Raw genomic sequence first — 25,636 nt, 5'->3', positions numbered from 1 at the left:
TGCTAGGGTGCTGGATTCGTGGGTTCGATACCCATGATCGATCACGTCGATCATTCGATCACCTGGTCCCCCGATCCCGAACCTGTATGGAGCACCCGTGGCTGTCAGCGCCGCCCCCGTGAGGCACCTCCTCACCGCGCGCCTCGACGTCGACTTCCGTCGCGTCGCCAGCGCGCTGTGTCGCTGACCCCTCGCTGACCGTCGTCGACGCCGACGACGCAGCACCAGGACGCCGCCACGGGCGGCCCGGCGCCCACGCGCCGGCGCCCGCTCCGCGCCGCGTCACCGCACCCCGTACACCCCCTGATCACCCGGACGGCGCGTCGCCGTCGTCCACACCCGGCGCCCTCGAGCGCCTGAGGCGAAAGGTTCCTCCGTGTCCTCCGCAACCAAGATCCCCGGCGCGCAGCCGCGCGCCCGCAAGGGTCTGCGCTTCCCGTCGTTCTCCGTCCAGATCCTGCTGGGCCTGGCCCTGGGCGTGCTGCTCGGCTGGCTCGCGCTCTCGCTCGGCCCGCAGGCCGACGGCGAGACGCCCAACGGCCTGACGACGACCCTCGACACCATCGGGTCGTCGTTCGTCACGCTGCTCAAGGCGATCGTGCCGCCGCTGATCTTCACGGCGATCGTCGCGTCGATCGCGAACCTGCGCTCCGTCACCAACGCCGCCCGGCTGGCCGGCCAGACGCTGCTCTGGTTCGCCATCACCGCCGCGATCTCGGTGGCGATCGGCATCGGCCTGGGCCTGGTGTTCCAGCCCGGCCACAACACGACGCTCACCACGGCGGAGGCTGCGGAGCCGTCCAGCACCGGCACCTGGCTGGACTTCCTCAACGGCCTCATCCCGACGAACGTCCTCGGCCTGGGCGCCTCGACGTCGGTCGAGGCCGGGGCCGACGGCGCGCTGAGCGCCGAGACCGGCATCAGCTTCAACGTGCTGCAGATCCTCGTCGTCGCGCTGGTGATCGGCATCGCCGCGCTGAAGTCGGGCGCCAAGGCCGACCCGTTCCTCGCGTTCAACAAGTCGGCGCTCGCCATCGTGCAGAAGGTGCTGTGGTGGATCATCCGCCTGGCCCCGCTGGGCACGATGGGCCTCATCGGCAACGCCGTCGCCACCTACGGCTGGGAGTCGCTGCGCTCGCTCGCCTCGTTCTCCGTGGCGATCTACGTGGGTCTCGCGCTCGTCCTGTTCGTCGTCTACCCGGTGCTGCTGAAGGCCAACGGCCTCGGCGTCGTCGCCTGGTTCAAGGGCGCATGGCCGGCGATCCAGCTCGCGTTCGTCTCCCGCTCGTCGGTCGGCACGATGCCCGTGACGCAGCGCGTCACCGAGCGCAACCTCGGCGTGCCGAGCGAGTACGCGTCGTTCGCCGTGCCGCTGGGATCGACGACGAAGATGGACGGTTGCGCCTCGATCTACCCGGCGATCTCCGCGATCTTCGTGGCGCAGATCTTCGGCATCGACCTGTCGCTGACGGACTACCTGCTCATCGCGTTCGTGTCCGTCGTGGGCTCCGCGGCGACCGCCGGCCTCACCGGCGCGATGGTCATGCTGACCCTCACGCTGTCCACCCTCGGCCTGCCGCTGGCGGGTGTGGGCCTGCTGCTCGCCGTCGACCCGATCCTCGACATGGGCCGCACGGCGGTGAACGTCGCCGGCCAGACCCTGGTCCCGACGATCGTCGCCAAGCGCGAGGGCATCCTCGACCTCGAGCAGTACCGCGCCGCCTCGTCGGAGCACCTGTTCGACGAGGACGAGGCGGCGGAGGACCGGGCCGCGCAGGGCGGCGCGACGCCCGACGAGGTCGCGCCGGCCGAGCGGGAGCCGGTGCCCGCCCACGCCTGACGGCGCCGGCGTCAGACCACCAGGCCGCGGTCGTCGACCGGGGTGGCCAGCACGAGCGCGGAGCTCAGGCGGGCCACCCCGGGCAGCGCTCGCAGGCACCCGTCGTGGAGCCGGTGGAAGGCTTCGAGGTCGGCCGCGACCACCCGCAGCAGGTAGTCCGGGTCGCCCAGCAGCCGCTGGGCGGCCCGGACCTCGCCGACCCGGTCCACCGCGGCCTCGAACCTCCCGACGGCGCCGGGGTCGGTGGCGGCCATCGTCACGAAGACGACCGCCTCGACCTCCAGGCCCAGGGCGCGGGGATCGAGCCGGGCACGGTAGCCGCGGATCGCCCCGGACCGCTCCAGCGCACGCAGTCGTCGGTGGCACGTCGAGACCGTGAGCTCGGTGCGCGTGGACAGCTCGTACACCGTCAGGCGCCCGTCCGCCTGGATCTCGGCCAGGATCCGCCGGTCGGCGGGGTCCACGCCCACGGCCGCGCGCGTCACCGCTGCACGTCCGACGGCTGGACGAGCCCCGTGCACGGGATCGCGAGGACGTCGCCCCGGCGCAGGTCGCGCGGCAACCAGGCGGCGGGCCCGCCACGGCCGGGCGCGGGGTGCACGGTGAACCGGCGCGGCGGCTCCTGCGACGCGCGACCCACGAGCCGCGCCCGCTCGACGAGGGCCGTGCACCGGTCGAGGTCGGCGTCGAGCCAGGCCTGCCGCGCCTCCTCCGCGAGGCGCGGGACGGAGTCCTCCACGCGCGCGAGGACGACGCACCGCACGGGCGCGTCGCCCCAGAAGCGGTCGACGCGGGTCACGTCCGCCCCGACCGGGACGTAGACGCGCGGGGTCGCGTAGTGCTCGGCGAGGCGCGCCAGGCTCGTGCGGTCGACGAGGACGTCGTCCGGGGTGAGCTCCGCGCCCTCCGGCCAGGCCTCGAGCTCGGCACGGCGCGCGGCCCGACGTGCGGACAGCGCGGTGTGCAGCAGGCTCATCGCGTGCCTCGCAGGGTGCAGGCCCCAGGGCCGAGGACGTCGCGCCGCGCGGTGGGGGCGGCGCACGGGACGGCGAGCAGGTCGCCGGCGCGGAGATCACCGGGCAGCACGACCGGCTCGTCGGCGTCGTCGCCGCACCAGACGGGGACGACGGCCGCCGTCGACGCCCGCCCGAGGAGCCGCAGCTCCGACCAGACCGGCCGCACCGCGGCCGCGGGCCGGGCGTCCAGGGTGACCCGCAACCCGCCGTCCGCGCACCGCGCCACCGCCGTCACCGTCGTCACGACGACCGCCGCGAGCCCGGGCGTCACCGTGCGACGGGTGCGCACCGTCCAGGCGGCGGCGCTGTGGACGCACGGGGTGCCGCACAGCCGTGCGAGCTGGTGCAGGGACACCCCGCCGACGAGCACGTCGGTGGTCGTGGCCGCGGTGCACGTGGGCCACAGGTGCCGGGCCAGCGGGTCGGGCAGGCTCCGGCGGAGCGTGGGGAGCAGCGTCGTGAGGGTCATGCCCTCCGGTCTACTGCCGCGCCGGGCGGCGGGGACCGGCCCTCACGGAACGCATGCGGGGACGGCCGGGATCCTCACGCCGGGCACGCGGCCGGCGCGCCGCGCGGAACCTACGGTGCTGACATGCCTCCTGAGACACCCGCGCGGGACCTCCTGCCGGTCCTCGCTCCGGCCCCGCTGGGCCGCCTGCTCGTCGCCGCCGTCACCCCGTTCCGCACGGACGGCACGGTCGACGTCGCGGGCTTCGAACGGCACCTCGACGGGCTCGCGCGCGACGGCGCCGACGGCGTCGTGGTCGGCGGCACGACGGGGGAGGGGACGACGCTCACGGACGACGAACGCATCGACCTCGTCGCCTGCGCGGTCGACGTCGTGGGCGGCCGCGCGGCCGTCGTCGCGGCCTCCGGCAGCGCGGACACCGCGCACTCCGTGGTGCTGTCGCAGGCCGCCGAGGAGGCGGGGGCGGACGCGCTCATGGTCGTCACGCCCTACTACTGCTGCCCCACGCAGGCGGGGCTGCTGGCGCACCTGTGGACCGTGGCGGACGCCACCGACCTGCCCGTGCTGCTGTACGACGTGCCGCGGCGCACCGGCTCGACGCTGGCCGAGGCGACGCTGGCGCGCGCCGCGCAGCACCCCAACGTCGTCGCGATCAAGGAGGCGGGCGGGGACCTCGACCGCCTCGGGCGGGTCGCCGGCGACACCGGCCTCGCCTGCTACGCCGGTGACGACCCGACGGCGCTGCCCGCCCTCGCCGCGGGCGCCGTCGGGCTGGTGGGCGTCGCCGCGAACGTGGCGGCGTCGTCCTACCGCCGGCTGCTCGACGCCGCGGCGGCGGGTGACCTGGCGGACGCCGTGGCGGCCCACCGCGACCTGCGGCCGCTGGCCCGCGCGCTGAGCGCCCACGTCCCGCAGGCCGTCGCGACGAAGGCCGTGCTGCACGCGCTGGGCCGGATCGACGGGCCACGGGTGCGCCTGCCCCTCGTGGGGCCCGAGCCGGAGGAGGCGGCGGCGATCGTCGCCGACCTCGCCGCCGTCCCGCCGGCGGTCGACCCGGCGCTCGCCCGGGTGGCGCTGGTCCCCGGCGCGCTGGCCGGGGGCGCGCTGCAGGCGCACCGCCCCACGTGACCGGCGCCGGGGAGGTGCCGGCGCTACGCCTCGTGCGCGGTCTCGCGTGCGGGCTCCACCGGCCCGCCGTCGGGGTCGAACCGGTAGCCCATCCCCGCCTCGGTGATGAGGTAGCGCGGCACGGCGGGGTCGGGCTCCAGCTTCCGGCGCAGCTGCGCGACGTACAGGCGCAGGTACCCGGTGTCGCTGACGTGCTCGGAGCCCCAGATCTCGGTGAGGAGCGTCTGGCGGGTCACGAGCTTGCCGGGGTTGCGGACCAGCCGCTCGAGCATCTGCCACTCCGTCGGCGTGAGGCGGACGTGCTCGGTCTCCCCGCCCCGCGTGCGGGTGACGCTGTGGGCGGAGAGGTCGACCGTGACGTCGCCGAGCTGCACCACGGGGTCGGAGTCCTCGTGCGCCACGCGGCGGGTGAGGGCGCGGATCCGGGCCAGCAGCTCCTCGATGGAGAAGGGCTTCGTGACGTAGTCGTCGGCGCCGGCGTCCAGGGCCTCGACCTTGTCCGCCGCGCCGCTGCGCCCCGACACGACGAGGATCGGGGCCTCCGACCAGCCGCGGATGGCGTGGATGACGTCGATGCCCTCCAGCTCGGGCATGCCCAGGTCGATCATGAAGACGTCGGGCCGGTGGTCGACGGCCCGCGTGATCGCCTGCGTCCCGGTGGTGGCGGTGACGATCTCGTACCCCTGCGCCGTCAAGGTGATCCGCAGGGCGCGCAGGATCTGGGGGTCGTCGTCGGCGATGAGGATCTTCATGGCGCGGTGGTCTCCGGTCGGTCGGGCTGGTCGGGTGCGGTCGACGGCGCGGCGGCGGGCAGCGCGACGACCATGGTGAGGCCGCCGCCCGGGGTGTCCTCGGGGACGAGCGTCCCACCCATCCCCTCGACGAACCCCTTCGACAGCGCCAGCCCGAGCCCGAGCCCGGTCGTGTTGTCGGTGTCGCCGAGGCGCTGGAACGGGACGAACACGTCCTCGCGCCGGTCGGTGGGGATGCCGGGACCGTGGTCGACCACACGGATCTCGACCGTGCCGGCGAACGTGCTGGTGGTGAGGCGGACCCGGCGCCCCGCGGGCGAGTGCCGGGTCGCGTTGGCGAGCAGGTTCACGACGACCCGCTGCAGCAGCACCGGGTCGGCCAGCACGAGCGGGACGGTGAGGTCGAGGTCGAGCTCCACCTGCCCGGGGCCGAGGTGCAGCTCGTCGAGCGCGGGCAGGATGACGTCGGCCGCGTCGACCGGGGACCGGGACACCCCGAGCACCCCGGCCTCAAGGCGGCTCACGTCCAGCAGGTCGGTGATGAGGGTGGACAGGGACGTGAGGCTCTCGTCCGCCGTCTCCAGGAGCTCGGCGCGGTCGGCCGCGGACAGGGTGCCGGGGTCGGTCCGCAGGCCGCTCACGGAGGCCGCGGCCGCGGACAGCGGGCGGCGCAGGTCGTGGCTGAGCGCCGACAGGAGGGCGCTGCGCACCCGGTCCGACTCCGCGAGCTGGTCGACCTCGCTGGCGACCTCCGCGAGGTCGTTGTGCTCCAGCGCCGCCTGGAGCTGAGCCGCGATGACGCGCAGGAGGCGGCGCTCGGAGGCCTCGAGGTCGGCGCCGTAGAGCTCCAGCGCGGCGCGGCCGTCGACGTCGATCGTCGTGCGGGCCGCGCCCTCGGGCACCTCGCCGTCGGAGGCCAGCACCGCCCCGTCGGAGACGAGGCGCGCCCCGGCGAGGCCGAACGCCTCGCGCGCCCGGTGCACCAGCGCCTGCACCGCGTCCTGGCCGCGCAGCACGCTGCCCGCGACCGTGGCGAGGACCTCGGACTCCGCCGCCGCCCGCCGCGCGGCGCGGGTGGTCCGGGCCGCCTGGTCGACCACGACGCTCACGAGGATCGCGATCACCACGTAGAGGACGAGGGCCACGATGTGGAGCGGCTCGCCCACGGTGATGGTGTGGTAGGGCGCGATGAAGAAGTAGTCGAGGGTGACCCCGGAGAGCACCGCGGCGTAGACGGCGGGCCACGCGCCGCCCACCAGCGCCACCACGACCACCAGCAGCTGGTAGGCGAGGACGTCGGAGATGATCGACTCCTCGGTGCGGAACGTCACGAGCACCCACGTCAGCAGCGGGCCGCCGACCAGCGCGAGGACGAACCCGATGACGCGGCGCTTCATCGTCAGGGCGCCGCCGAGGCGCGGCAGGCGGGAGCGGCCCCCCGCGGCGGCGTGGTTGACGATGTGGACGTCGATGTTGCCGGCCTCGCGGGTCACGGTCGCGCCGATCCCCGGGCCGCTCAGCGCGGCCGACAGGCGGCTGCGCCGCGAGACGCCGATGACCAGCTGGGTCGCGTTGACCCCCTTGGCGAACTCCACCAGCGCCGTCGGGATGTCGTCGCCCACCACCTGGTGGTAGGTGCCGCCGAGCTGCTCGACGAGCAGCCGTTGCTGCGCCAGGGCGCCCGGGGTGGCGCCGCGCAGGCCGTCCTGGCTCGTGACGTGCACGGCGAGAAGGTCGCCGCCGGCGGACCGCGCCGCGATCCGCGCCCCGCGCCGGAGCAGCGTCTCGCCCTCGGGGCCACCGGTGAGCGTGACGACGACCCGCTCGCGGGCCTCCCACGTCGAGTCGATCCCGTGCTCGGTGCGGTAGTGCTGCAGGGCGGCGTCCACCTCGTCGGCCAGCCACAGCAGGGCCAGCTCGCGCAGCGCCGTGAGGTTGCCGAGGCGGAAGTAGTTCGACAGGGCCGCGTCCACCCGCTCGGCCGGGTAGACGACGCCGGAGGAGAGCCGGTCGCGCAGCGCCTGCGGTGCGAGGTCCACGACCTCGATCTGGTCGGCGGCGCGCAGCACCGCGTCGGGGATGGTCTCCCGCTGAGTGACGCCCGTGATCTTCTCGACCACGTCGTTGAGCGACTCGATGTGCTGGATGTTCACGGTCGACAGGACGTCGATCCCGGCGTCGAGGAGCCGGTCGACGTCCTCCCAGCGCTTGTGGTGCGCCAGGCCCGGGGCGTTGGTGTGCGCCAGCTCGTCGACGAGCGCGACGTCCGGCCGGCGGGCCAGCACCGCGTCGAGGTCGAGGTCGTCGAGCTCCACGCCCCGGTGCGTCACCGCGACCCGTGGCACCACCTCCAGCCCGCGCGCCATGGCGGCGGTCGCGGCGCGGCCGTGCGTCTCCACGACCGCGACCACGACGTCCTTGCCGGCGTCGCGCAGGTGCTTGCCCTCCTCGAGCATCGCGTAGGTCTTGCCCACGCCGGGCGCCGCCCCGAGGAGGACACGCAGCCGACCACGACCCATGCTCACCTCCCGAGCTCGTCCAGGGCGACGTTGAGCTCCAGCACGTTGACGACCGGCTCGCCGAGGTACCCCAGGGTCCGACCCTCAGTGTGCCTCGCGACCTGGGCCTCGACCTCGTCCACGGGCAGGTGGCGGGCCGCCGCGACGCGGGCGACCTGCAGCTCGGCGTACGCCGGGCTCACGTGGGGGTCGAGCCCGGAGCCCGACGCGGTGACGGCGTCGGCGGGGACGTCCCCGGGCGCGACCCCCTCCCGCTCGGCGATCGCGGCCTTCCGCTCCGCGATCGAGGCGACGAGGTCGGGGTTCTCCGGGCCCAGGTTCGACCCGGACGACGCCGCGCCGTCCCACCCGTCCCCGGCGGCGGACGGGCGGGGCTGGAAGTACTGCGGCAGGGCGGCGCCGTCGGCGTCGGTGAAGCCCTGGCCGAGCAGCGCCGACCCGACCACCTGGCCCCCGCCGTCCCGCACGAGCGAGCCGTCGGCCTGCGCCGGCAGGACGAGCTGCCCGATGCCCGTGACCAGCAGCGTGTAGCCCACGCCCAGGACGAGGGTGAGTGCGACCATCGCCCGCACGGCGACCCAGAGGGTCCGTCCCGTGCTGCGTGTCGTGGCGTTCATGTGCGGTGTCTCCTTGTTGTCCGGTCGGTCGTTCCTGGTGGGGCCCCGGTCAGTACCCGGGGATGAGGCGCACGACCAGGTCGATGAGCCAGATGCCGACGAACGGCGCGACGATGCCGCCGAGCCCGTAGACGAGCAGGTTGCGCCCGAGGATCTTGGACGCGTCGAGGGGCCGGTACCGCACGCCGCGCAGGGCGAGCGGGATGAGCACGACGATGACGAGCGCGTTGAAGACGATCGCCGAGACCACCGCCGAGGACGGCGAGCTCAGGCCCATGATGTTGAGGGCCTCGAGCCCCGGGAACACGCCCATGAACATCGCGGGGATGATCGCGAAGTACTTGGCGATGTCGTTCGCGATCGAGAAGGTCGTGAGCGCGCCGCGGGTGATCAGCAGCTGCTTGCCGATGCGGACCACGTCGATGAGCTTGGTCGGGTCGGAGTCGAGGTCGACCATGTTGCCGGCCTCCTTCGCGGCCGACGTGCCCGAGTTCATCGCGACGCCCACGTCCGCCTGCGCCAGCGCGGGGGCGTCGTTGGTGCCGTCCCCCGTCATCGCGACGAGGTTGCCGCCCTCCTGCTCGCGCCGGATGAGCTCCAGCTTGTCCTCGGGGGTCGCCTCGGCGAGGAAGTCGTCCACGCCGGCCTCGGCGGCGATGGCCTTCGCCGTCAGCGGGTTGTCGCCGGTGATCATCACCGTGCGGATGCCCATGGCCCGCAGCTCGGCGAAGCGGTCGGCGATGCCCTCCTTGACGACGTCCTTGAGGTGCACGAGCCCGAGCACGCGACCCGGCTCGCCCGGGGTCCGGACGGCGACGACGAGCGGGGTGCCGCCCGACTGCGCGATCCGTTCGACCGCGGCGGCGACCTCCGCGGCCGCGGTGCCCACCGCGCGGGCGCCGCCCTCCTCCAGCCAGGCCATGACGGCCGACCCGGCGCCCTTGCGGATCTGGGTCCCGTCGGGCTCGTCCAGGCCGGACATCCGGGTCTGCGCCGTGAAGGGCACGATCTCGCCGGGGGCGCGGGTCCCCACGTCGACGCCCGCCTTGTGGGCGAGGGCGACGATCGACGCGCCCTCCGGCGTCGGGTCCGCCAGCGACGACAGGGCCGCCGCCCGCACGAGGTCGCGGGCGTCGACGCCGGTGATCGGCACGAACTCGCTCGCCTGCCGGTTGCCGTAGGTGATGGTGCCCGTCTTGTCGAGGAGCAGGGTCGTGACGTCGCCCGCGGCCTCGACGGCGCGGCCGGACATGGCCAGCACGTTGCGCTGCACCAGCCGGTCCATCCCGGCGATGCCGATGGCCGAGAGCAGCGCGCCGATCGTCGTGGGGATCAGGCACACGAGGAGGGCGATCAGCACCGCCACGCTCACCGGGCTCGCCGCGTAGGACGCGATGGGGTTGAGGGTGAGCGCGACGACGACGAACACGATCGACAGCGAGGCCAGCAGGATGTTGAGCGCGATCTCGTTCGGGGTCTTCTGCCGGCTGGCGCCCTCGACGAGGGCGATCATCCGGTCCACGAACGTCTCGCCGGGCCTCGAGGAGATGCGCACGACGATCCGGTCGGACAGCACCCGCGTGCCGCCGGTCACCGCGGACCGGTCGCCGCCGGACTCGCGGATCACCGGGGCGGACTCGCCCGTGATCGCCGACTCGTCGACCGAGGCGATGCCCCAGACGATCTCGCCGTCACCGGGCACCGGGTCGCCGGCCTCGACCACGACGACGTCGCCGAGCTGCAGGTCCGCGGACGAGACGTCGTCGGTGCGGGCGTCCTGCGCGCCCGGGTCGGCGGCGTCGTCGTAGGACGCGACCCGGTGCGCGACGGTCGCCGTCCGGGTCTGGCGGAGGGTGTCCGCCTGCGCCTTGCCGCGGCCCTCCGCGACCGACTCGGCGAGGTTCGCGAACACGACCGTGAGCCACAGGAACACGGCGATCACGGCGGTGAAGGAGGCCGGGACGGCGGTGCCGCCCGACTCGGTGGGGCCGCCCAGGAACGGCTCTGCGACGGCGAGCACGGTGGCCAGCGCGGCGCCCACCCAGACGATGAACATCACGGGGTTGTGCCACATCTGGCGCGGGTCGAGCTTGCGGAAGGCGCCCGGCAGGGCGGCGCGCACCTGGGACCAGGTGAAGATCCCTCCCGGCGTCCGGGCGGACGCCGACGAGGTGCGGGACGGGGTGTCGATCACGGTGGTCATGGGGGTTACACGAGCCCTTCCGCCAGGGGACCCAGCGCGAGAACGGGGAAGTACGTCAGTGCGGTGAGGACGAGGACGACGCCGACGAGCAGCCCGACGAACTGCGGGCGGTGGGTGGGGAGCGTCCCCGAGGTGGCGGGCACCTTGTCCTGGCGGGCCAGGGACCCGGCCAGCGCGAGGACCAGCACGATGGGGACGAAGCGCCCCAGCAGGATCGCGACGCCGAGCGCCGTGTTCATCCAGGGGGTGTTCGCCGTCAGGCCGGCGAAGGCCGAGCCGTTGTTGTTGGCCGCGGAGGTGAAGGCGTAGAGGACCTCGGACATGCCGTGCACGCCCGGGTTCCAGATCGACGTCGAGGTCACGCTCTCGCGGACCGCGGGGATCGCGAAGCTCAGCGCCGTCCCGGCGAGCACCAGGGTGGGCGTCACCAGGATGTAGAGGCTCGCCAGCTTGATCTCGCGGGGGCCGATCTTCTTGCCGAGGTACTCGGGCGTGCGGCCCACGAGCAGGCCCGCGATGAAGACGGCGATGACCGCCATCACGAGCATCCCGTAGAGCCCCGAGCCGACGCCGCCTGGCGCGACCTCCCCGAGCATCATGTTGAGCATCGGGACCATCCCGCCGAGCGCGGTGTACGAGTCGTGCATCGAGTTCACCGCACCGGTCGACGTCGTCGTGCTCGTCGTCGCGAAGAGCGTGGAGCCGACGATGCCGAAGCGCGCCTCCTTGCCCTCCATGGCGCCGCCCGCGAGCTGGGGAGCCGTGCCGTGCCCGGCGGACTCCAGCAGGGTGAGGGCGGTGTACGACGCCACGAAGAGGACGCCCATCGCGGCGAGGATCGCGTACCCCTGCCGGTGGTCGCCCACCATCCGCCCGAACGTGCGGGGGAGCGAGAACGGGATGACGAGCATCAGGAGGACCTCGAGGACGTTGGTCCAGGCCGTCGGGTTCTCGAAGGGGTGGGCGGAGTTCGCGTTGAAGAACCCGCCGCCGTTGGTGCCGAGGAGCTTGATGACCTCCTGCGAGGCGACCGGGCCGCCGGGGATGCTCTGCGCGCCGCCGGCCACCGTGGTCACGTCGGTGAAGCCGTCGAAGTTCTGCACGACCCCGCCGACGATCAGCACCAGGGCGCCCACGACCGAGATCGGCAGCAGGATGCGGAAGCAGCCGCGCACCAGGTCGACCCAGAAGTTCCCGATCGTGCTCGTCCGGCGGTGGGCGAAGCCCCGCACCAGCGCCACGGCCACAGCCATGCCGACCGCGGCGGAGACGAAGTTCTGCACCGCGAGCCCGGCGAGCTGCACCGTGTAGCCGAGGGTCAGCTCGGGCGAGTACGACTGCCAGTTGGTGTTGCCCACGAACGACGCCGCCGTGTTGAACGACAGGTCCGCCGAGGGGGCGGGCAGCCCGAGCGAGTAGGGCAGCCACTGCTGCGTGCGCTGCAGCGCGTAGACGAGCAGGAGCCCGACGGCCGAGAAGGTCAGCACGCCGCGCAGGTAGGCCTGCCACGTCTGCCCCGACCGCGGGTCGACGCCCAGGACCCGGTAGAGGCCCCGTTCGACGCGCCAGTCGCGGGGCGTCGTGTAGACGCCGGCCATGTAGTCGCCGAACGATCGGTAGACCGCGGCGAGGACGAGAGCGACGGTCGCGAGCGCGGCGACCGCCCACACCCAGCCCATCAGAACCGCTCCGGCTTCACGAGGGCCACCACGAGGTAGACCAGCGCGGCCACGCCGAGGGCCGCGGCGAGGAGCTCGAGGACGATCACAGCTTCTCCACCGCCTTCGCCACACCAGCGACCAGCGCGAACAGGGCGATCACGCCCAGCACGTAGACGACGTCAAGCACCAGCACGTCCCCACTTCGAGTTCGACGGCCGCCGGACGGCGGGCCGGGCACCCTTCTCAGGCGCCGACGTCGATGCAACACCCGGCGGGAGGCCGCGAAGCCCGTTCTTACGGGATCCATACGGCGCCCGGGCGCACCCTGACGGAAGCCATACGGGTGCGCCCCTCGGCCTGTTGACACCGGGTCGACGCCGGGCGGTTCATGGAGGTGTGAGAACGACGACGCGGGGGTCGGTCCTGGTGCCGTGGGCGGCGCTGCTGGTGCCGCTGGCGGCGTGCGCGGTGCTCGCCGCGTTCCGCGACAGCGTCGCCAACACGAACGCGGCCCTGGGGCTCGTCCTCGTCGTCGTCGCGTTCGCGGCGACCGGCCGCCGCCTGGCCGGCGTCCTCGCCGCGCTGTCGTGCGGTGTCTGGTTCGACTTCTTCCTCACCGAGCCCTATCAGCGCCTGACCATCGACGACCCGGCCGACGTGGAGACGGCGGTGCTCCTGCTCGTCGTCGGGGTCGCGGTCACCGAGATCGCGCTGTGGGGCCGCCGCCAGCAGGCGCGGGCGAGCGAGCGCGCGGGATATCTCGGCGGCATCGTCACCGCGGCCCGCACCGTGGCCGACGGGGTGTCGACGGACGGCCTCGTCGGCGCGGTCGAGCGGCAGATCGTCGAGGTGCTGGGGATCGACGCCTGCCGCTTCGACCCGGGCACGGCCCCGAGCCCTCCGGCCCGGCCGCGCCTGCACGGCGACGGCACCGTGACCCGTGACGGGCGCCCGGTGGACGTGGAGCGCGACGGGCTGCCCGTGGACGACGTGACCGAGCTGCTGGTCGAGCACGGCGGGGTGGTGCACGGCCGGTACCTGCTCACCTCCTCGACGCGGGTCTGCCGGCCGGACCTGGACCGCCGGCTGGTCGCCGCCACCCTCGCCGGGCAGGTGGGCGCAGCCTTGACCGGTCCGCGGCCGACCACCTGAGGCGCCCGGCCCGGAATTCCGTGGGGTGGTCGCCGCCGCCGTGCCAGGGTGACCGCATGGACGCTGTCGACGACGACACCAGGGCCGCGTGGGCCATCGCCTCGCGCAAGTACACCGACGAGTACGACGCGCTCCTGGAGGAGGCCCGCACGGTCGAGCTGCTGCCCGTGGAGGTCGAGGCGCTGAGGCCGGTCGTCCAGGGCGCGGACGTCGTGCACCCGATGAGCGGCCACGGCCTGGACGACCTCGCCCTGGCGCGGCTGGGCGCGCGCTCCGTGCACGGCCTGGACTACAGCGAGGCGCCCGTGGCGAGTGCGCAGCGCCGGGCCGACGAGCTCGGCCTGCCCTGCCGGTACACGCGCGCGACGATGCCCGACAGCGGGCTCGACGACGCGTGCGCCGACCTCGTCTACACCGGCAAGGGCGCGCTCATCTGGGTGCCCGACCTCGACGCGTTCCTCGCCGAGGTGCGCCGGCTGCTGCGGCCGGGCGGGCGGTTCTACGTCTACGAGGCGCACCCGCTGGTGCCGCTGTGGGCGTGGGACGCCGACGAGATCCGCGTGCGCCCGGACCGCGGGTACTTCGAGCGGTCGCACGTCAACGACACGTTCCCGGGAAATGGTGCGGTGGAGCGGCAGCACACGCTCGCCGAGCTCGTCATGGCGTGCCTGGCCTCGGGGTTCGAGCTGGAGCACCTCGAGGAGCACCCCGACCAGTTCTGGCTCCCCGCCGGCATCGACGCCGCCGCCTGGGACGGGCGGGTGCCGAACGCGTTCAGCCTGCTCGCCCGCCTGCCCTGAGGGCGCCCGTCACCGCAGGTCGTAGGCCGGGATCGCGTCGTCGGTCGCGAAGGTGTCCGTCATCCACAGCATCGAGCGGTACGCCCACCGGTTCGCGAAGCTCCAGTCCCGCACCCGGATCCGCGCCGCCGACGGCGGGGCCAGGAACGGGCCGGCGTTGCCCGACCGGGCGACCTTGGTGAGCTTGCGCATCCGCCGGTCGTATGTCGCGAACGCGGCCTCGTGGTCGCCGCGCGCGGCGACCAGCTCGCCGGCGAGGGCGTAGGCGGCGACCAGCGCGAGCCCGGTACCGAAGCCGCCGAGGGTGTTGGCGTGGCCGGCGTCGCCCACCAGGGCGAACCGCCCGCGCGTGAACGACGTCATCCGGGTGCGGGCCAGGACGTCGAGGGAGAAGTCGTCGGCCCGGCGGACGGCGTCGAGAGCGGCGGGCACCCGCCAGCCGGCGCCGGCGAACGCGGCCTCGAGGAGCGCGCGCTGCGACGCGACGTCGTGCCGGTCGTAGCCCGGGCCCTGAGCCCGCGTCCCCGGCGTGCGGAAGACGAACAGGCTCGGCGCCTTCTGCCCGCCGAGCAGCGCGAGCCGGCCGGGCTCGGTGTACCCGTAGGCGACGCCGCGGCCGTCGGGGCGCCGGGTCTCGAGGTCGTCGAGCGGGGCGCTGGCGCCGGCCACGGCGTAGCAGTACCCGAGGTCCCGCACGAACCGGTCCTCCGGGCCGAACGCGAGCCGTCGCACGGCGGAGTGCACGCCGTCGGCACCGATGACGAGGTCGAACCGCTCGGTGGGCCGGTGCGCGAAGGCGACGTGCACGCCGTCGGTCGTCTCGGTGAGGCCCACGATCTCGTCGCCGAACAGGTACTGCGCGTCGGCGGCGCTGTGCTCGTGCAGGATCGCGGCGAGGTCGCCCCGCAGGATCTCGACGTCCCCGCCGATGAACTCGCCGGGGATCACCGCGCGGACGTGGTCCTCGGCGTCGACGAGGCGCCAGTCCGTCCGGGGCGTCTGCCGGGCGAGGACGTCGTCGAGCACGCCCATGCGCGTCAGCACGTCGTGGTGGGTGCGCCCCTTGAAGTCGACGGCCTGGCCGCCGGGACGGGGCGCGGGCGCCTTCTCGACGACGGTGACGTCGAACCCGTTGCGGCCGAGCCAGCGGGCGAGGGCGGGCCCGGCGATGCTCGCGCCGGAGACGAGGATCTTCGTGGTGGTCATGGTGTGCTCCCGTTGTCTAATTGCGTCCTGGAGACACAGTAAACAACCGCATACGATGGACGCAATACCAATCCGGCACGAGGGCCCGGCACCGACCGGGGCAGGGGGAGCGATGGGCGCGGAGCGGCGGGACACGGGCGCGAAGGGCGGCGACGACGTCGTCGCGCTGCTGTGGCGGGGAGCGACGCCGGTGCGCCGTGGTCCCCGGCCGCGCTTCAGCATCGACGGCATCGTGACCGCGGCGACCACGATCGCCGACGCCCGCGGGCTCGACGCGGTGACGATGCAGAGCGTCGCCGAGAGTCTCGGCACCACCAAGATGGCGCTCTACCGCTACGTGCCCGGCCGGGTCGAGCTGGACGCGCTGATGCTCGACACGGCGCTGGGGACACCGCCGCCCGCGGCGGCGGGGTCCCCCTGGCATGTCGCGCTCACGGACTGGGCACGCAGCGTCCACGCGCGGGCCCTCGCGCGCCCCTGGTCCGTGGAGCTCGCGCAGCGCCCGCACGTGCCCGGCCCGGTGGAGCTCGCCTGGTTCGAGTCGGGCCTCGCGGCGCTCGCCGGCCTCCCCCTCACCGGTGCGGAGAAGCTCGACACGCTCGCACTCCTCGTCGGGCACGTGATGTCCCTCGTGCGCCAGCAGCCCGCCGGGGCGTCCCCGGAGGCGGACCTCGCCGCGCGGCTCGCGCCGGTCCTCGCCGAGCGCGCGGGCGAGTACCCGCACTCCCTGGCGGCCTTCACCGGGGCGTCGTCCGGTGCCCGGGACGACGCCCTGCGGTTCGGCGTCGCACGGGTGGTCGCCGGCGTCGCCGCGCTCGCCGACGAGCGCGGCTGACCGGCGCGGGGTCGGCTCAGGAGGCCGCCGGCTCCTCGTGGTCCGTGGGGGTGTGGACGATGTCGACGTACGCCTCGGTGTCCTCCGGGTCGGGGAACACCCGGTAGGTGAACTCCTCGTCGGTCAGCGTGACGATGTCGGAGTCGCGCTCGAACAGCACCTCGCCGGCGTCGTCCTTCGCGACGATGTGGCGGGTGGTGCCGTCCTCGGTGACCGTCCAGTCGCCCTGCATCTTGGGGCCGTCGTCCAGGTCGTACATCGTGAACGTGCCGTCGGCGGCGAAGTAGGCCCAGCCGACGAAGTCGCGGACGTCCTCGTCGTCGAGCGCGACCTCCTCGCCCGACGCGTCGGTGGCGCCGGTGGTCTCCCATGCGGTCGACGCGAGCACGTCGGACGGCGTCCGCGTCGCGGCCTCCTCCGCCCCCGCAGCCTCCTGGGACGCCGTGCTGCCGGGCCCTGCCGCGGCGTCGGCCTCGCCCGTGCCGCACGCGGTGAGCGTCCCGAGCGCGATCAGCGCCGAGACGGCGATCGTGACGGGCCTCGTCGACGTCGTGAGCTTCATGCCGGTGTCCTTCCCTCGTGGCCGCTGGCGGCCGCGGTGTCCGCGTTCCTGCGGCATCGGTTCGTCCGGACCATCGTCTTTCCGGGCACCGGCCGCGGACATCGCCTGGCGGGCTCGACGGAGGTCAGCCGAACGGATGATGCGGCCGGCCGGGCGGTGCCGGCGCGAACCGCAGCAGCGCGCCCGGCGGCAGCTGGCCCAGCAGCCACGTGTGCGACGAGGGCACCGCGCCGACCACCGGGTAGCCGCCCGTGAGCGGGTGGTCGACGCCGAACAGCACCGGGAGACCGTCCGGGGGCACCTGCAGGGCGCCGGTCACGCAGCCCTCGCTGGGCAGCTCGCGCCCGCGGGCCGCGTCCGTGCGGTCCAGCGGTCGGGGGCCGGCCAGCCGCAGCCCCACGCGGTCGGAACGGTCGGTCACCCGCCATTCCTGGCCCGCGAGCAGGGCGACGGCGTCGGGCGTGAACCAGTCGTCGTGCGGGCCGAGCACGACGGGGAGCGTCGTGACCTTGCCGGGCGCGGGCAGGGCCGCCGGGTCCGGCGCGCCGACGTCGTCCGTCGCCACCGCCTGGGTGCCGTGCGCGGGCGTCCGACCCCGTCGGGCGTCGAGGACAGGTCCGCGCGTCCTGTCACGGCCCAGGACGACGCCCGGGGAGAGGGCGGCGGGGCCCAGGTGGGCGAGGGCGTCGGTCGCGCGCGAGCCGAGCGCCGGCGGCACGTCCAGGCCGCCGCGGACGGCGACGTAGGTGCGCCACCCGCGGGCGGGGGCGCCGAGCTCGAGCTCGTCGCCGTCGCGCAGCCGGAACGGGCGGGCGCGGGGCGCGTGCCGGGCGTCGTCCGGGTCGCCGCCCGTGCGGACGACGGCGGGCCCGTCCGCGCCGGCCAGCGCGACGACGACGTCGCCGCGGGCGCGCAGCCGCAGGCCGCCGCCCGCGGCCTCGATCGCGGCGGTGCCCGCGGGGTTGCCCACGCCCCGGTTCGCGGCGCGCAGGCTGCGCGGGTCCGCGGCACCGGAGGCGGCCACCCCGAGGTGCGCGAGGCCCGGCCGGCCGAGGTCCTGCACCAGTGCCTGGAGCCCGGGTGTCACGACCTCCAGACCGGTGGCGGACGTCGTCGGCGCGGCAGCTCCGGCTCGCGTCGGCAGTTCGGACTGCCGTTCCGAGCCTGAGCTGCCGCGGTGAGAAGCCCCGGTACCCCGGGCAGACTCGCGCACGGCCGTGAACCGCACCCGGTTGCCGGGGGCCCAGGGCGTGGGCGGCTCGCGGTCGGGGTCCCACGTGACGACGTCCGTACGCCCGACCAGCTGCCACCCTCCCGGGCTGGCCCGCGGGTAGACGCCGGAGTACGGGCCGGCCAGCGCCACGGAGCCCGCGGGCACCCGGGTGCGCGGCGACTCCCGACGCGGCACCACCAGCCCGTCGTCGTCGCCCGTGAGGTACGCGAACCCCGGAGCGAAGCCGACGAACCCCACCACCCACGACGCCGCGGTGTGCCGCCGCACCACCTCCTGCGGGCTCCAGCCGAGCAGGCGGGCGACGTCGGCCAGGTCCTCGCCGTCGTACACGGTGGGGATCTCGACGAGCCTGTCGAGGTCGCTGGTCGACCCTGCGTCGTCCTGAGCCTGACGAAGGGTCGAGAGCCGGGGCTCGACAGGCTCGGCAGGCAAGACCCGCGAGCGCAGGACGACGGCCAGCCGCTCCGGCGCGACGCGCCACGGGTCGAACGGGACCAGCAGCGTCCGCGCCCCGGGCACCGGCTGCCCGACGCCGGGCACGGGGTCGGCGCGCAGCGACGCGTGCAGCGCGAGCGCCGCGGCGAGGTCGTCCAGCTCGACCAGCAGGGCGTCGTCGCGGGCGGGCAGCACGCGCACGGACATGCGCGCCGTCACGCGCTCGCGGACGCCGGCGCGAACGGGGCCAGCGCGACGCCCGCGGCGAGGAAGGCCTCGCGGACGCGGCGGGCCATCGCGACGGCGCCGGGGGAGTCGCCGTGCACGCACACGGAGTCGGCCCGCACGGCCACCACGGTGCCGTCGACGGCCTCCACCACACCCTCGGTGACGAGCCGCAGCATGCGGTGGGCGACGACGTCGGGGTCGTGCAGGACGGCGCCCGGCTCGCCGCGGGGCACCAGGGTGCCGGCGGGCGTGTACGCGCGGTCGGCGAACGCCTCCGCGGCCGTGCGGAGGCCGGCGGCCTCGCCGGCGGCGAGGGACAGGGTGCCGGGCAGGCCGAGCAGCACGAGGGACGGGTCGACGGCCGCGACGGCGGTGGCGACGGCGGTGGCCACGCGCTCGTCCACGGCGGCCGCGTTGTACAGCGCGCCGTGCGGCTTCACGTAGGTGACGCGGGTGCCCGCGGCCGCGGTGAGTGCCTGGAGCGCGCCGATCTGGTAGATCACGTCGGCGACCAGCTCGGGGGTCGGGACGACGATGTCGCGCCGTCCGAACCCGGCCAGGTCCCGGTACCCGACGTGCGCCCCGACGGCCACCCCGCGGGCGGCCGCCGTCCGTACCGTGCGGTGGATCGACACCGGGTCGCCGGCATGGAAGCCGCACGCCACGTTGGCCGACGACACGACGCCGAGCATCGCCTCGTCGTCGCCCAGGGTCCAGCGGCCGAAGCCCTCGCCGAGGTCGCTGTTGAGGTCGACGGTGGTCATGCCGTCCAGTCTGCCCGGGTATGGCGGCCGACGGGCGCGACGTAGCGGTCCGCCGGCCGGGCGACGCCGGGATGTGGAGGGGATGAGCGCCGAGTGAACTCTCGTCGCAGGGGTGGCACGAGCGCCGCGCGTGCCGCACAGTGAAGGAACGGTCCTGTCGCCCGTGTCACACGACGACCCCGGGGTGTGGCAGGATCCGAGCGCCTGAGCAGTGCCGATGGGGGAGGTTCGTCGTCGTGAGGTCTCCGAAGGACACCGGCCGAGGCGGGCGTGCCGGCAGGGTGCTCGCGACGGCGACGGCGTCCTGCGTCCTCGCGGCGGGCTTCCTCGCGGCCCCGGTCGCCGGGCTCCCGTGGAACACCGCCGGCCTGCAGACCCTCGCCGCCGACCAGCACACCCCCGACCTGGGCGCCGGGAGCCGCGTGGGCGAGGGCGTCTCCGTCGGCGTGGTCGGCACGTCGACGTCGACCGGCCCGACGACGGTCCGGGAGGTGCTGGGCGTCCTCGAGCGCGCGGAGCTCGTCGCCCAGGACGCCGGCCGGAAGGTGACGCCGGAGGCGGAGCAGGCCGCCGCCGAGCTGGGCATGCTGCTCAGCACCTACCTGGCGCAGCAGGCCGCGACGGCGTCCGACCGCCCCTTCGCGGCGGTGGACTTCGACGTCCCCGCGCCCGTCGCGCCGGCGCCGGACGAGGCGATCCCCGACCAGACCACCCCCGACGACGTGCCGGCGGTGGTGCCCGTCTCGCGGGACGTCGCCATCGGCCCCGCGGACGACCCCGCGACCGAGCGGCCGGACGACGTGCGCCTGCCCGACGCTGCGGAACCCGACGCCGCGCAGCCCGAGGCCGCACAGCCCGAGGCGGAGGGCGGGCACGAAGGCGACCCGGTGACGTTCGACGACGTCGTCGTCGCCGCGACCCGGCTGGCCACGCTGCTCGACCCGGCGACCACCACGCTCGAGGCGGGCATCTTGCCCGCGGGGGCGGACGGGACGGTCGCCGCCCGCGCCACGCTGACGGCGGGCCTGCTCGAGGTGGTGGACCGGTACGGCAGGAGCACGGCAGGCTTCGCCAACGGGCGTATCCCGACGTCGGCGCTGTGCCCGCTCGACTTCGCGCCCGGCCACATGCTGCGCTGCGACGCGGCCCAACAGCTCTCGGCCCTCAGCAAGGAGTATGAGAAGGCGTTCGGGGTGCCGATCCCGATGACCGACTCGTACCGCACGCTGGAGTCGCAGATCCGGCTCAAGGCCACGAAGGGCTGGCTCGCGGCGACGCCGGGCACGTCGAACCACGGCTGGGGCCTCGCCGTCGACCTGGGTCTGCCGATCTCCACCGGCACGTCCGCCGAGTACACGTGGATGCGGGTGCACGCACCGGACTACGGGTGGGACAACCCCTCGTGGGCGTGGCTGACGGGCTCCAAGCCGGAGCCGTGGCACTTCGAGTTCTTCGCCGCCGGGCCTATCCCCGACCGGGCGTGGTCGGCGGACGACGTCGCGTCGGACGGCGGCAGCTCGACCGTCGGCTCCGAGCGTTCCGACAAGGAAGACAAGGGCGACAAGGCGAAGGGCGGCGCCGACGAGGGGCCGGCGAAGAAGGCCGGCGCGACGTCGGGCACCGACCAGAGCCCGGGGACGAAGGGCTCGGGCAAGGACACCGGCGACGAGCCCGGGAGGACCGCGCAGGCCAAGGTCACCGTGCCGGACGTCGCCGGCCAGTCCGTCGCCGCGGCGACGAAGAAGCTCGAGGGGCTCGGGCTCGAGGTGTCGACGCAGAAGCAGGCGGACGCGAAGGCGGCCGCGGGCACGGTGCTGTCGACCGAGGGCGCAGGCACGAAGGTGAAGAAGGGGTCGACCGTCACGCTCGTCGTCTCGAGCGGCCCGGCGGAGCAGGCCAAGGTCACCGTGCCGGACGTCGCCGGCCAGTCCGTCGCCGCGGCGACGAAGAAGCTCGAGGGGCTCGGGCTCGAGGTGTCGACGCAGAAGCAGGCGGACGCGAAGGCGGCCGCGGGCACGGTGCTGTCGACCGAGGGCGCAGGCACGAAGGTGAAGAAGGGGTCGACCGTCACGCTCGTCGTCTCGAGCGGCCCGGAGCAGGTGACGGTCCCGGACGTCACCGGGTGGACCGTCGGCGACGCCAGGGCGGAGCTCGAGGCCCGCGGGTTCGCGGTGGTCATGGACCCGGCGGACGGCGTCCAGGACGGTGACCTCGTCGTGAGGACGGAGGGCGCGGGCACGGCGGTGCCGAAGGGCTCGACCGTCGTCCTCTCCTGGGGTGCGGCGGAACCGGTCCCGGACGTCGCGGGCTGGACCGTGGCCGACGCCACGGCGGAGCTCGAGGCGCACGGGTTCGAGGTGAGCACCGATCCCGCCGAGGGCGTCGAGGACGAGGACGTGGTCGTCGAGACCACGGAGACGGGCACGGTGCTGAAGGGCTCGACGATCACCCTCGTCGTGTCCCGCGAGAGCGCGTCGAAGGATCCGGACGCGTGAGCGCGCAGTGACCGCCCCGGCACCCACCGAGGAGACCCCGGGCGAGCGGCGGACGCGCGAGGCGCTGGAGGCCTCGGGCCTCGCGTTCGAGATCGTCCGGCACGGCCCGGTGCGCTCGCTCGCGGAGGCGGCCCGCGCCCGCGGGGTCTTGCCGGCGCAGGTGGTCAAGACGATCGTGGTGCGCCGCGGGGAGGGTGACTTCCTGTTCGTCCTCGTGCCGGGGGACCGGACGATCGCGTGGCCGCGGCTGCGCGCGCTGCTCGGCGTGTCGCGGCTGTCGATGCCCGACAAGGAGGTGGCGCGCGACGTCACCGGGTACGAGCGCGGCACGATCACGCCGTTCGGCTCGCTCACGGCCTGGCCGGTGGTGGCCGACTCGCGGATCCCGGACGCGGGCCGGGTGTCCGTCGGGGGCGGCGGGCACGGCGTCTCCGCGACGGTCGACGGCGCGGACCTCGCGCGCGTCCTCGACGCCCGGGTCGCGGACATCACCGACCTGGACGACCCTGGACCGGCGGGCACTGCCCGCGCGACGCCGGCCGGTCCGACGTCGACCCGCGAGAATGGACGGACGCTGGACGAATCCGCCTGACGGGGGAACACTCGACGCGGGCCGTTCGCTGTACGGAGAGGACGCAGACGGCGTCCCCAGGCCGCACGGCCCCACGCACGGGAGCATCACGACCACCATGGACCACGACAGCAGCAGCGACCCCGGGCCCAACTCGGGTATCGCGTCCCGTACCACCGAAGAGGCGACCGTCCTCACCCTGTGGGGCGAGGTCGACGCGGCGCTGCGCGAGGCAGCGAGCGACGCCATGGCCGCGCTCGCGGGGCGGGGCACGGCGCACCCCATCGTCCTGGACACCCGGGACGTCACGTTCATCGACTCCTCCGGGGTCGCGTTCATCCTGCAGGTGTACATGCTGGGTCAGGAGACCGGCACGTCCGTGAGCCTGTACCAGCCGTCCGAGGCGGTCGCGGAGGTGCTGGAGATGGTCGGCATGGGCGGCCGCATCCCCCTGGCGGAGGCCGAGCCCGCCGGCCGGGCCGGCTGACGGTTGGCCGACCAGGCGGCGCTCGACCCCACCGTCGCGCGGGCCGCGCGCCTCACGGCCACGGGCCTGCGCGGGCCGCGCCTGCCCGACGCGCCCGCGGTCGTCGACGCGCTCCTCGCGGTGCAGGGGCAGGAGCTGCAGCCGGCGCTGTGGGGGCTGTCGCGGCGCGTCGCGCCGTCGTCCCGCCCGGGCCGCGCCGCGGTGAACGCGGCCCTCGCCGACGGTCGGCTGCTGCGCACCCACGTGCTGCGCCCCACCTGGCACCTGGTGCGGCCGCGGGACGCGCGCTGGCTGCTCGAGCTCACCGCGCCCCGCATCACGAGGCTGATGGCGTCGACGGAGAAGTCGTGGGACCTCGGCGACCTCGGCCCGGGGACCGACGCCGTCGCCGCCGCCGTCGCGGACGGGCCGCGCACGCGCGCGCAGATCAGGGACGAGCTGGTCGCCCGCGGCGTGCTCGACCCCGCCGCGCCGGGCCTCGCGTTCACCCAGATGCTCATGCACGCCGAGCTGCAGCGGCTCGTGATCAGCGGGGCCCCGCCGGACGGCAAGGAGCTCCAGCACCAGTCGTACGCGGCGTTCGACGACCGCGTCCCCGCCGGCTACGGCCCGCTCGGCGAGCGGTTCGACGCCGCGGGCGCCGTCCTGGAGCTGTGGCGCCGCTACCTGCCGGGGCGGGCGTTCGCGACCGTGAACGACCTGCGTCAGTGGAGCGGCCTCACCGCCCGCGACCTCAGGCCGGCCCTCGACGCCCTGATCGACGCGGGCGAGGTCGTCCAGGTGCCCGGTGCGGGCGGTCTCGACGGGCTGACGCCGGTCGCGACGGCCGCCACGGCCGCACGCTGGCTCGACGACGGCGCCGCCGGGCCCGAGGACCTGACGTCCGAGGACCCGGCGCGCGACGACGTGCCGCGCGCCGGGTCCGAGGTCGACCTGCTGCAGGCGTACGACGAGCTGCTGATGTCGTACCGCGAGACCCGCCACGTGGTGCTGGACCCGACCCTTCCGCCGCCGGACCGCGCCGGGGCGTACGTGCACACGGTGGCGGTGGACGGCGTCGTCGCCGCGCGCTGGCGCTGGCCGGCGCCGTCGCCCCGGGGCGCCGTCGTGGACGTGCAGTGGCTGCGCGACCCGTCGCCGGCCGAGCAGGGCGCGCTGGACGTCGCAGTGGCCGACCTCGACGCGTACCTCGCCGGCTGAGCGCGTCGAACCTCCTCGCTGGTCGAGCTTGTCGAAACCGGGCCCGTGGTCTCGGCAGGCTCGACCGACGGACCTGGCGACCAGCGACCCCCGAGTGATGGCAGGGTGGTCCCGTGCATCGCAACTGGGCCGGGAACCTCACGTACTCCGCACGCTCCATCGTGCGCCCCGCGTCGCTGGAGGAGCTCGCCGACGTCCTCACGGGCGGCGGCCAGGTGCGCGCGCTCGGGTCGCGCCACTCGTTCAACGACGTCGCGGACACCGACGGCGTGCACGTCCAGGTGGACGGGCTCGACGACGGCCGCCCCGCGGTGGAGCCGCTGACCCCGGACGACGGCGGCGCGGAGGGCGAGGTCGTGTCGGTCAACGCGGGGCTGCGCTACGGCGAGGTGTCCCGCGCGCTGCACGCGACCGGCCGGGCGCTCGGCAACCTGGCCTCCCTGCCGCACATCTCCGTGGCCGGTGCGGTGGCCACCGCCACCCACGGCTCCGGTGACACGAACCAGAGCCTCGCGAGCGCGGTCGAGGGCCTGGAGATCATGACGCCGGGCGGCGAGCTGCGCCGCATCACGCGCGCGAGCGACCCCGACGTCTTCCCCGGCACGGTCGTGTCGCTCGGGGCGCTGGGCGTCGTGACGCGCGTCGAGCTGCGCACCGTGCCCGCGTACGTGGTGCGGCAGGACGTCGCCGCCGACGTCCCGTGGGACACGTTCCTCGCGAGCTTCGACGCGATCACCTCCGCGGCGTACTCGGTGAGCGCCTTCACGAGCTGGGACGAGCCGGCGGTGCGGCACGTGTGGTTCAAGTCCCTGGCCCGCGCCGACCGCCCGGAGGTGCGCGGCCTCGCGCCCGAGTTCCTGCGCTGGTCGGACGTGCCGGTGCACCCGCTGCCGGGCGTCGACCCGTCGGCGACGACCGAGCAGCTGGGCGTGGACGGGCCGTGGCACGAGCGGCTGAGCCACTTCCGCCTGGAGTTCACGCCGTCGGCCGGCGACGAGGTGCAGTCGGAGTACCTGCTGCCGCGCCGCAACGCCGTCGCCGCGATCGAGGCGATGCGCGCGCTCGGTCCCCAGGTCGCGCCGCTGCTGCAGACCAGCGAGATCCGCACCGTCGCCGCGGACGACCTGTGGCTCAGCCCCTTCGACGAGCCGTCGGTGGGGTTCCACTTCACGTGGCTGCCGCGCGAGGAGGACGTGCGGGCCGTGCTGCCCGCCGTCGAGCAGGCGCTGGTCCCGCTCGGAGCGCGCCCGCACTGGGGCAAGGTCAGCACGCTCGACGCGACGACGACGGCGGCGCTGTTCCCCCGGTTCGACGACTTCCGGCGCCTCGCCGCCCGCTTCGACCCGGAGGGCCGTCTGCACGGCGGGCTCGTGGGTCGCCTCCTCGCCGCCGGGTGAGCCGGTCGAGACCGGGTCTCGACGGGCTCGCCCTCGGCGCGTGAGGCACCATCGTTCGTGAGACA

General features: G+C 74.9%; 22 protein-coding genes and 1 pseudogene. 10 read left to right on the top strand and 13 right to left on the bottom strand.

The window, feature by feature from the left end; genetic code table 11:
* Window positions 1–376 precede the first annotated feature (376 nt).
* On the top strand, window positions 377–1,840 hold the full coding sequence (locus B5Y66_RS21270) for a dicarboxylate/amino acid:cation symporter (RefSeq protein WP_079576612.1): 1,464 nt from the start codon (window positions 377–379) through the stop codon (window positions 1,838–1,840).
* A gap of 11 nt (window positions 1,841–1,851) precedes the next feature.
* Here B5Y66_RS21270 and B5Y66_RS21265 read toward each other — a convergent pair whose 3' ends face one another.
* The 3 genes from B5Y66_RS21265 to B5Y66_RS21255 are packed head-to-tail and all read right to left on the bottom strand — an operon-like array spanning window position 1,852 to window position 3,325.
* Entirely contained in the window at window positions 1,852–2,325 is a 474-nt protein-coding gene (locus B5Y66_RS21265) for an Lrp/AsnC family transcriptional regulator (RefSeq protein ID WP_245807273.1), read from the bottom strand.
* The gene (locus tag B5Y66_RS21260) at window positions 2,322–2,816 is read right to left on the bottom strand and encodes a hypothetical protein (RefSeq protein ID WP_079576611.1); all 495 of its coding nucleotides are present in this window, start codon (window positions 2,814–2,816) and stop codon (window positions 2,322–2,324) included. Before B5Y66_RS21260 ends, B5Y66_RS21265 begins: the two co-directional genes overlap by 4 nt.
* Window positions 2,813–3,325 (bottom strand): hypothetical protein, encoded by a 513-nt coding sequence (locus B5Y66_RS21255; protein WP_079576610.1) that lies wholly within the window; start codon window positions 3,323–3,325, stop codon window positions 2,813–2,815. Before B5Y66_RS21255 ends, B5Y66_RS21260 begins: the two co-directional genes overlap by 4 nt.
* Window positions 3,326–3,448: 123 nt before the next feature.
* Here B5Y66_RS21255 and dapA point away from each other — a divergent pair, with 123 nt between their 5' ends.
* Complete coding sequence (gene dapA / locus B5Y66_RS21250) at window positions 3,449–4,453, top strand: 4-hydroxy-tetrahydrodipicolinate synthase (protein WP_079576609.1); 1,005 nt, start codon at window positions 3,449–3,451, stop codon at window positions 4,451–4,453.
* Window positions 4,454–4,476: 23 nt separating this feature from the next.
* Here the strand turns inward: dapA and B5Y66_RS21245 are convergent, their stop codons facing one another.
* The 6 genes from B5Y66_RS21245 to B5Y66_RS21220 are packed head-to-tail and all read right to left on the bottom strand — an operon-like array spanning window position 4,477 to window position 12,312.
* On the bottom strand, window positions 4,477–5,205 hold the full coding sequence (locus B5Y66_RS21245; RefSeq protein ID WP_079576608.1) for a response regulator: 729 nt from the start codon (window positions 5,203–5,205) through the stop codon (window positions 4,477–4,479).
* Window positions 5,202–7,724: an ATP-binding protein gene (locus B5Y66_RS21240; RefSeq protein ID WP_079576607.1), complete on the bottom strand. Its 2,523-nt coding sequence runs from the start codon at window positions 7,722–7,724 to the stop codon at window positions 5,202–5,204. The genes B5Y66_RS21245 and B5Y66_RS21240 overlap by 4 nt, the downstream gene beginning before the upstream one ends.
* A 2-nt stretch (window positions 7,725–7,726) precedes the next feature.
* Window positions 7,727–8,341, bottom strand: coding sequence for a K(+)-transporting ATPase subunit C (kdpC, locus tag B5Y66_RS21235; protein WP_079576606.1), 615 nt, complete (start codon window positions 8,339–8,341; stop codon window positions 7,727–7,729).
* Between the two features lie 49 nt (window positions 8,342–8,390).
* On the bottom strand, window positions 8,391–10,544 hold the full coding sequence (kdpB, locus tag B5Y66_RS21230; RefSeq protein WP_079576605.1) for a potassium-transporting ATPase subunit KdpB: 2,154 nt from the start codon (window positions 10,542–10,544) through the stop codon (window positions 8,391–8,393).
* A 5-nt stretch (window positions 10,545–10,549) separates the two neighbouring features.
* On the bottom strand, window positions 10,550–12,223 hold the full coding sequence (gene kdpA, locus B5Y66_RS21225; RefSeq protein ID WP_079576604.1) for a potassium-transporting ATPase subunit KdpA: 1,674 nt from the start codon (window positions 12,221–12,223) through the stop codon (window positions 10,550–10,552).
* On the bottom strand, window positions 12,223–12,312 hold the full coding sequence (locus tag B5Y66_RS21220) for a potassium-transporting ATPase subunit F (RefSeq protein ID WP_079576603.1): 90 nt from the start codon (window positions 12,310–12,312) through the stop codon (window positions 12,223–12,225). The genes kdpA and B5Y66_RS21220 overlap by 1 nt, the downstream gene beginning before the upstream one ends.
* 289 nt (window positions 12,313–12,601) lie before the next feature.
* Here B5Y66_RS21220 and B5Y66_RS21215 point away from each other — a divergent pair, with 289 nt between their 5' ends.
* Both B5Y66_RS21215 and B5Y66_RS21210 read left to right on the top strand, forming a co-directional pair.
* Window positions 12,602–13,357 (top strand): DUF4118 domain-containing protein, encoded by a 756-nt coding sequence (locus tag B5Y66_RS21215; RefSeq protein WP_079576602.1) that lies wholly within the window; start codon window positions 12,602–12,604, stop codon window positions 13,355–13,357.
* Window positions 13,358–13,413: 56 nt separating this feature from the next.
* On the top strand, window positions 13,414–14,157 hold the full coding sequence (locus tag B5Y66_RS21210; protein WP_079576601.1) for a class I SAM-dependent methyltransferase: 744 nt from the start codon (window positions 13,414–13,416) through the stop codon (window positions 14,155–14,157).
* 9 nt (window positions 14,158–14,166) lie between these two features.
* Here B5Y66_RS21210 and B5Y66_RS21205 read toward each other — a convergent pair whose 3' ends face one another.
* Window positions 14,167–15,363, bottom strand: coding sequence for an FAD-dependent monooxygenase (locus B5Y66_RS21205; RefSeq protein WP_079576600.1), 1,197 nt, complete (start codon window positions 15,361–15,363; stop codon window positions 14,167–14,169).
* Window positions 15,364–15,475: 112 nt separating this feature from the next.
* Between B5Y66_RS21205 and B5Y66_RS21200 the strand changes: the two genes are divergently transcribed.
* The gene (locus B5Y66_RS21200; RefSeq protein ID WP_079576599.1) at window positions 15,476–16,198 is read left to right on the top strand and encodes a TetR/AcrR family transcriptional regulator; all 723 of its coding nucleotides are present in this window, start codon (window positions 15,476–15,478) and stop codon (window positions 16,196–16,198) included.
* A 16-nt stretch (window positions 16,199–16,214) separates the two neighbouring features.
* Here the strand turns inward: B5Y66_RS21200 and B5Y66_RS21195 are convergent, their stop codons facing one another.
* The 3 genes from B5Y66_RS21195 to B5Y66_RS21185 all read right to left on the bottom strand — a co-directional run bounded on the left by B5Y66_RS21195 (window position 16,215) and on the right by B5Y66_RS21185 (window position 19,421).
* Window positions 16,215–16,760 (bottom strand): DUF4822 domain-containing protein, encoded by a 546-nt coding sequence (locus tag B5Y66_RS21195; protein ID WP_079576598.1) that lies wholly within the window; start codon window positions 16,758–16,760, stop codon window positions 16,215–16,217.
* Window positions 16,761–16,884: 124 nt separating this feature from the next.
* Window positions 16,885–18,648, bottom strand: a complete 1,764-nt coding sequence (locus B5Y66_RS21190; RefSeq protein ID WP_245807272.1) for a 5-oxoprolinase subunit B/C family protein — start codon at window positions 18,646–18,648, stop codon at window positions 16,885–16,887.
* Window positions 18,645–19,421, bottom strand: a complete 777-nt coding sequence (locus tag B5Y66_RS21185; protein WP_079576597.1) for a LamB/YcsF family protein — start codon at window positions 19,419–19,421, stop codon at window positions 18,645–18,647. The genes B5Y66_RS21190 and B5Y66_RS21185 overlap by 4 nt, the downstream gene beginning before the upstream one ends.
* A gap of 236 nt (window positions 19,422–19,657) precedes the next feature.
* Here B5Y66_RS21185 and B5Y66_RS21180 point away from each other — a divergent pair, with 236 nt between their 5' ends.
* The 5 genes and pseudogenes from B5Y66_RS21180 (at window position 19,658) to B5Y66_RS21160 (ending at window position 25,571) form a co-directional block, all read left to right on the top strand.
* Complete coding sequence (locus B5Y66_RS21180; protein WP_139821025.1) at window positions 19,658–21,916, top strand: PASTA domain-containing protein; 2,259 nt, start codon at window positions 19,658–19,660, stop codon at window positions 21,914–21,916.
* Window positions 21,917–21,923: 7 nt separating this feature from the next.
* Window positions 21,924–22,418: pseudogene (locus B5Y66_RS21175) on the top strand (aminoacyl-tRNA deacylase); the annotation flags it as partial.
* 187 nt (window positions 22,419–22,605) lie between these two features.
* Window positions 22,606–22,974, top strand: coding sequence for an STAS domain-containing protein (locus tag B5Y66_RS21170; RefSeq protein ID WP_079576594.1), 369 nt, complete (start codon window positions 22,606–22,608; stop codon window positions 22,972–22,974).
* Window positions 22,975–22,977: 3 nt separating this feature from the next.
* Window positions 22,978–24,174 (top strand): winged helix DNA-binding domain-containing protein, encoded by a 1,197-nt coding sequence (locus B5Y66_RS21165; RefSeq protein WP_079576593.1) that lies wholly within the window; start codon window positions 22,978–22,980, stop codon window positions 24,172–24,174.
* Window positions 24,175–24,287: 113 nt separating this feature from the next.
* Window positions 24,288–25,571, top strand: coding sequence for an FAD-binding protein (locus tag B5Y66_RS21160; protein ID WP_079576592.1), 1,284 nt, complete (start codon window positions 24,288–24,290; stop codon window positions 25,569–25,571).
* Window positions 25,572–25,636: the final 65 nt, after the last annotated feature.

The sequence above is a fragment of the Krasilnikoviella flava genome, from assembly GCF_900167525.1.
GTDB classification, from domain to species: Bacteria; Actinomycetota; Actinomycetes; order Actinomycetales; family Cellulomonadaceae; genus Isoptericola; species Isoptericola flavus.
This window is presented reverse-complemented; position numbering and strand designations above follow the sequence as displayed.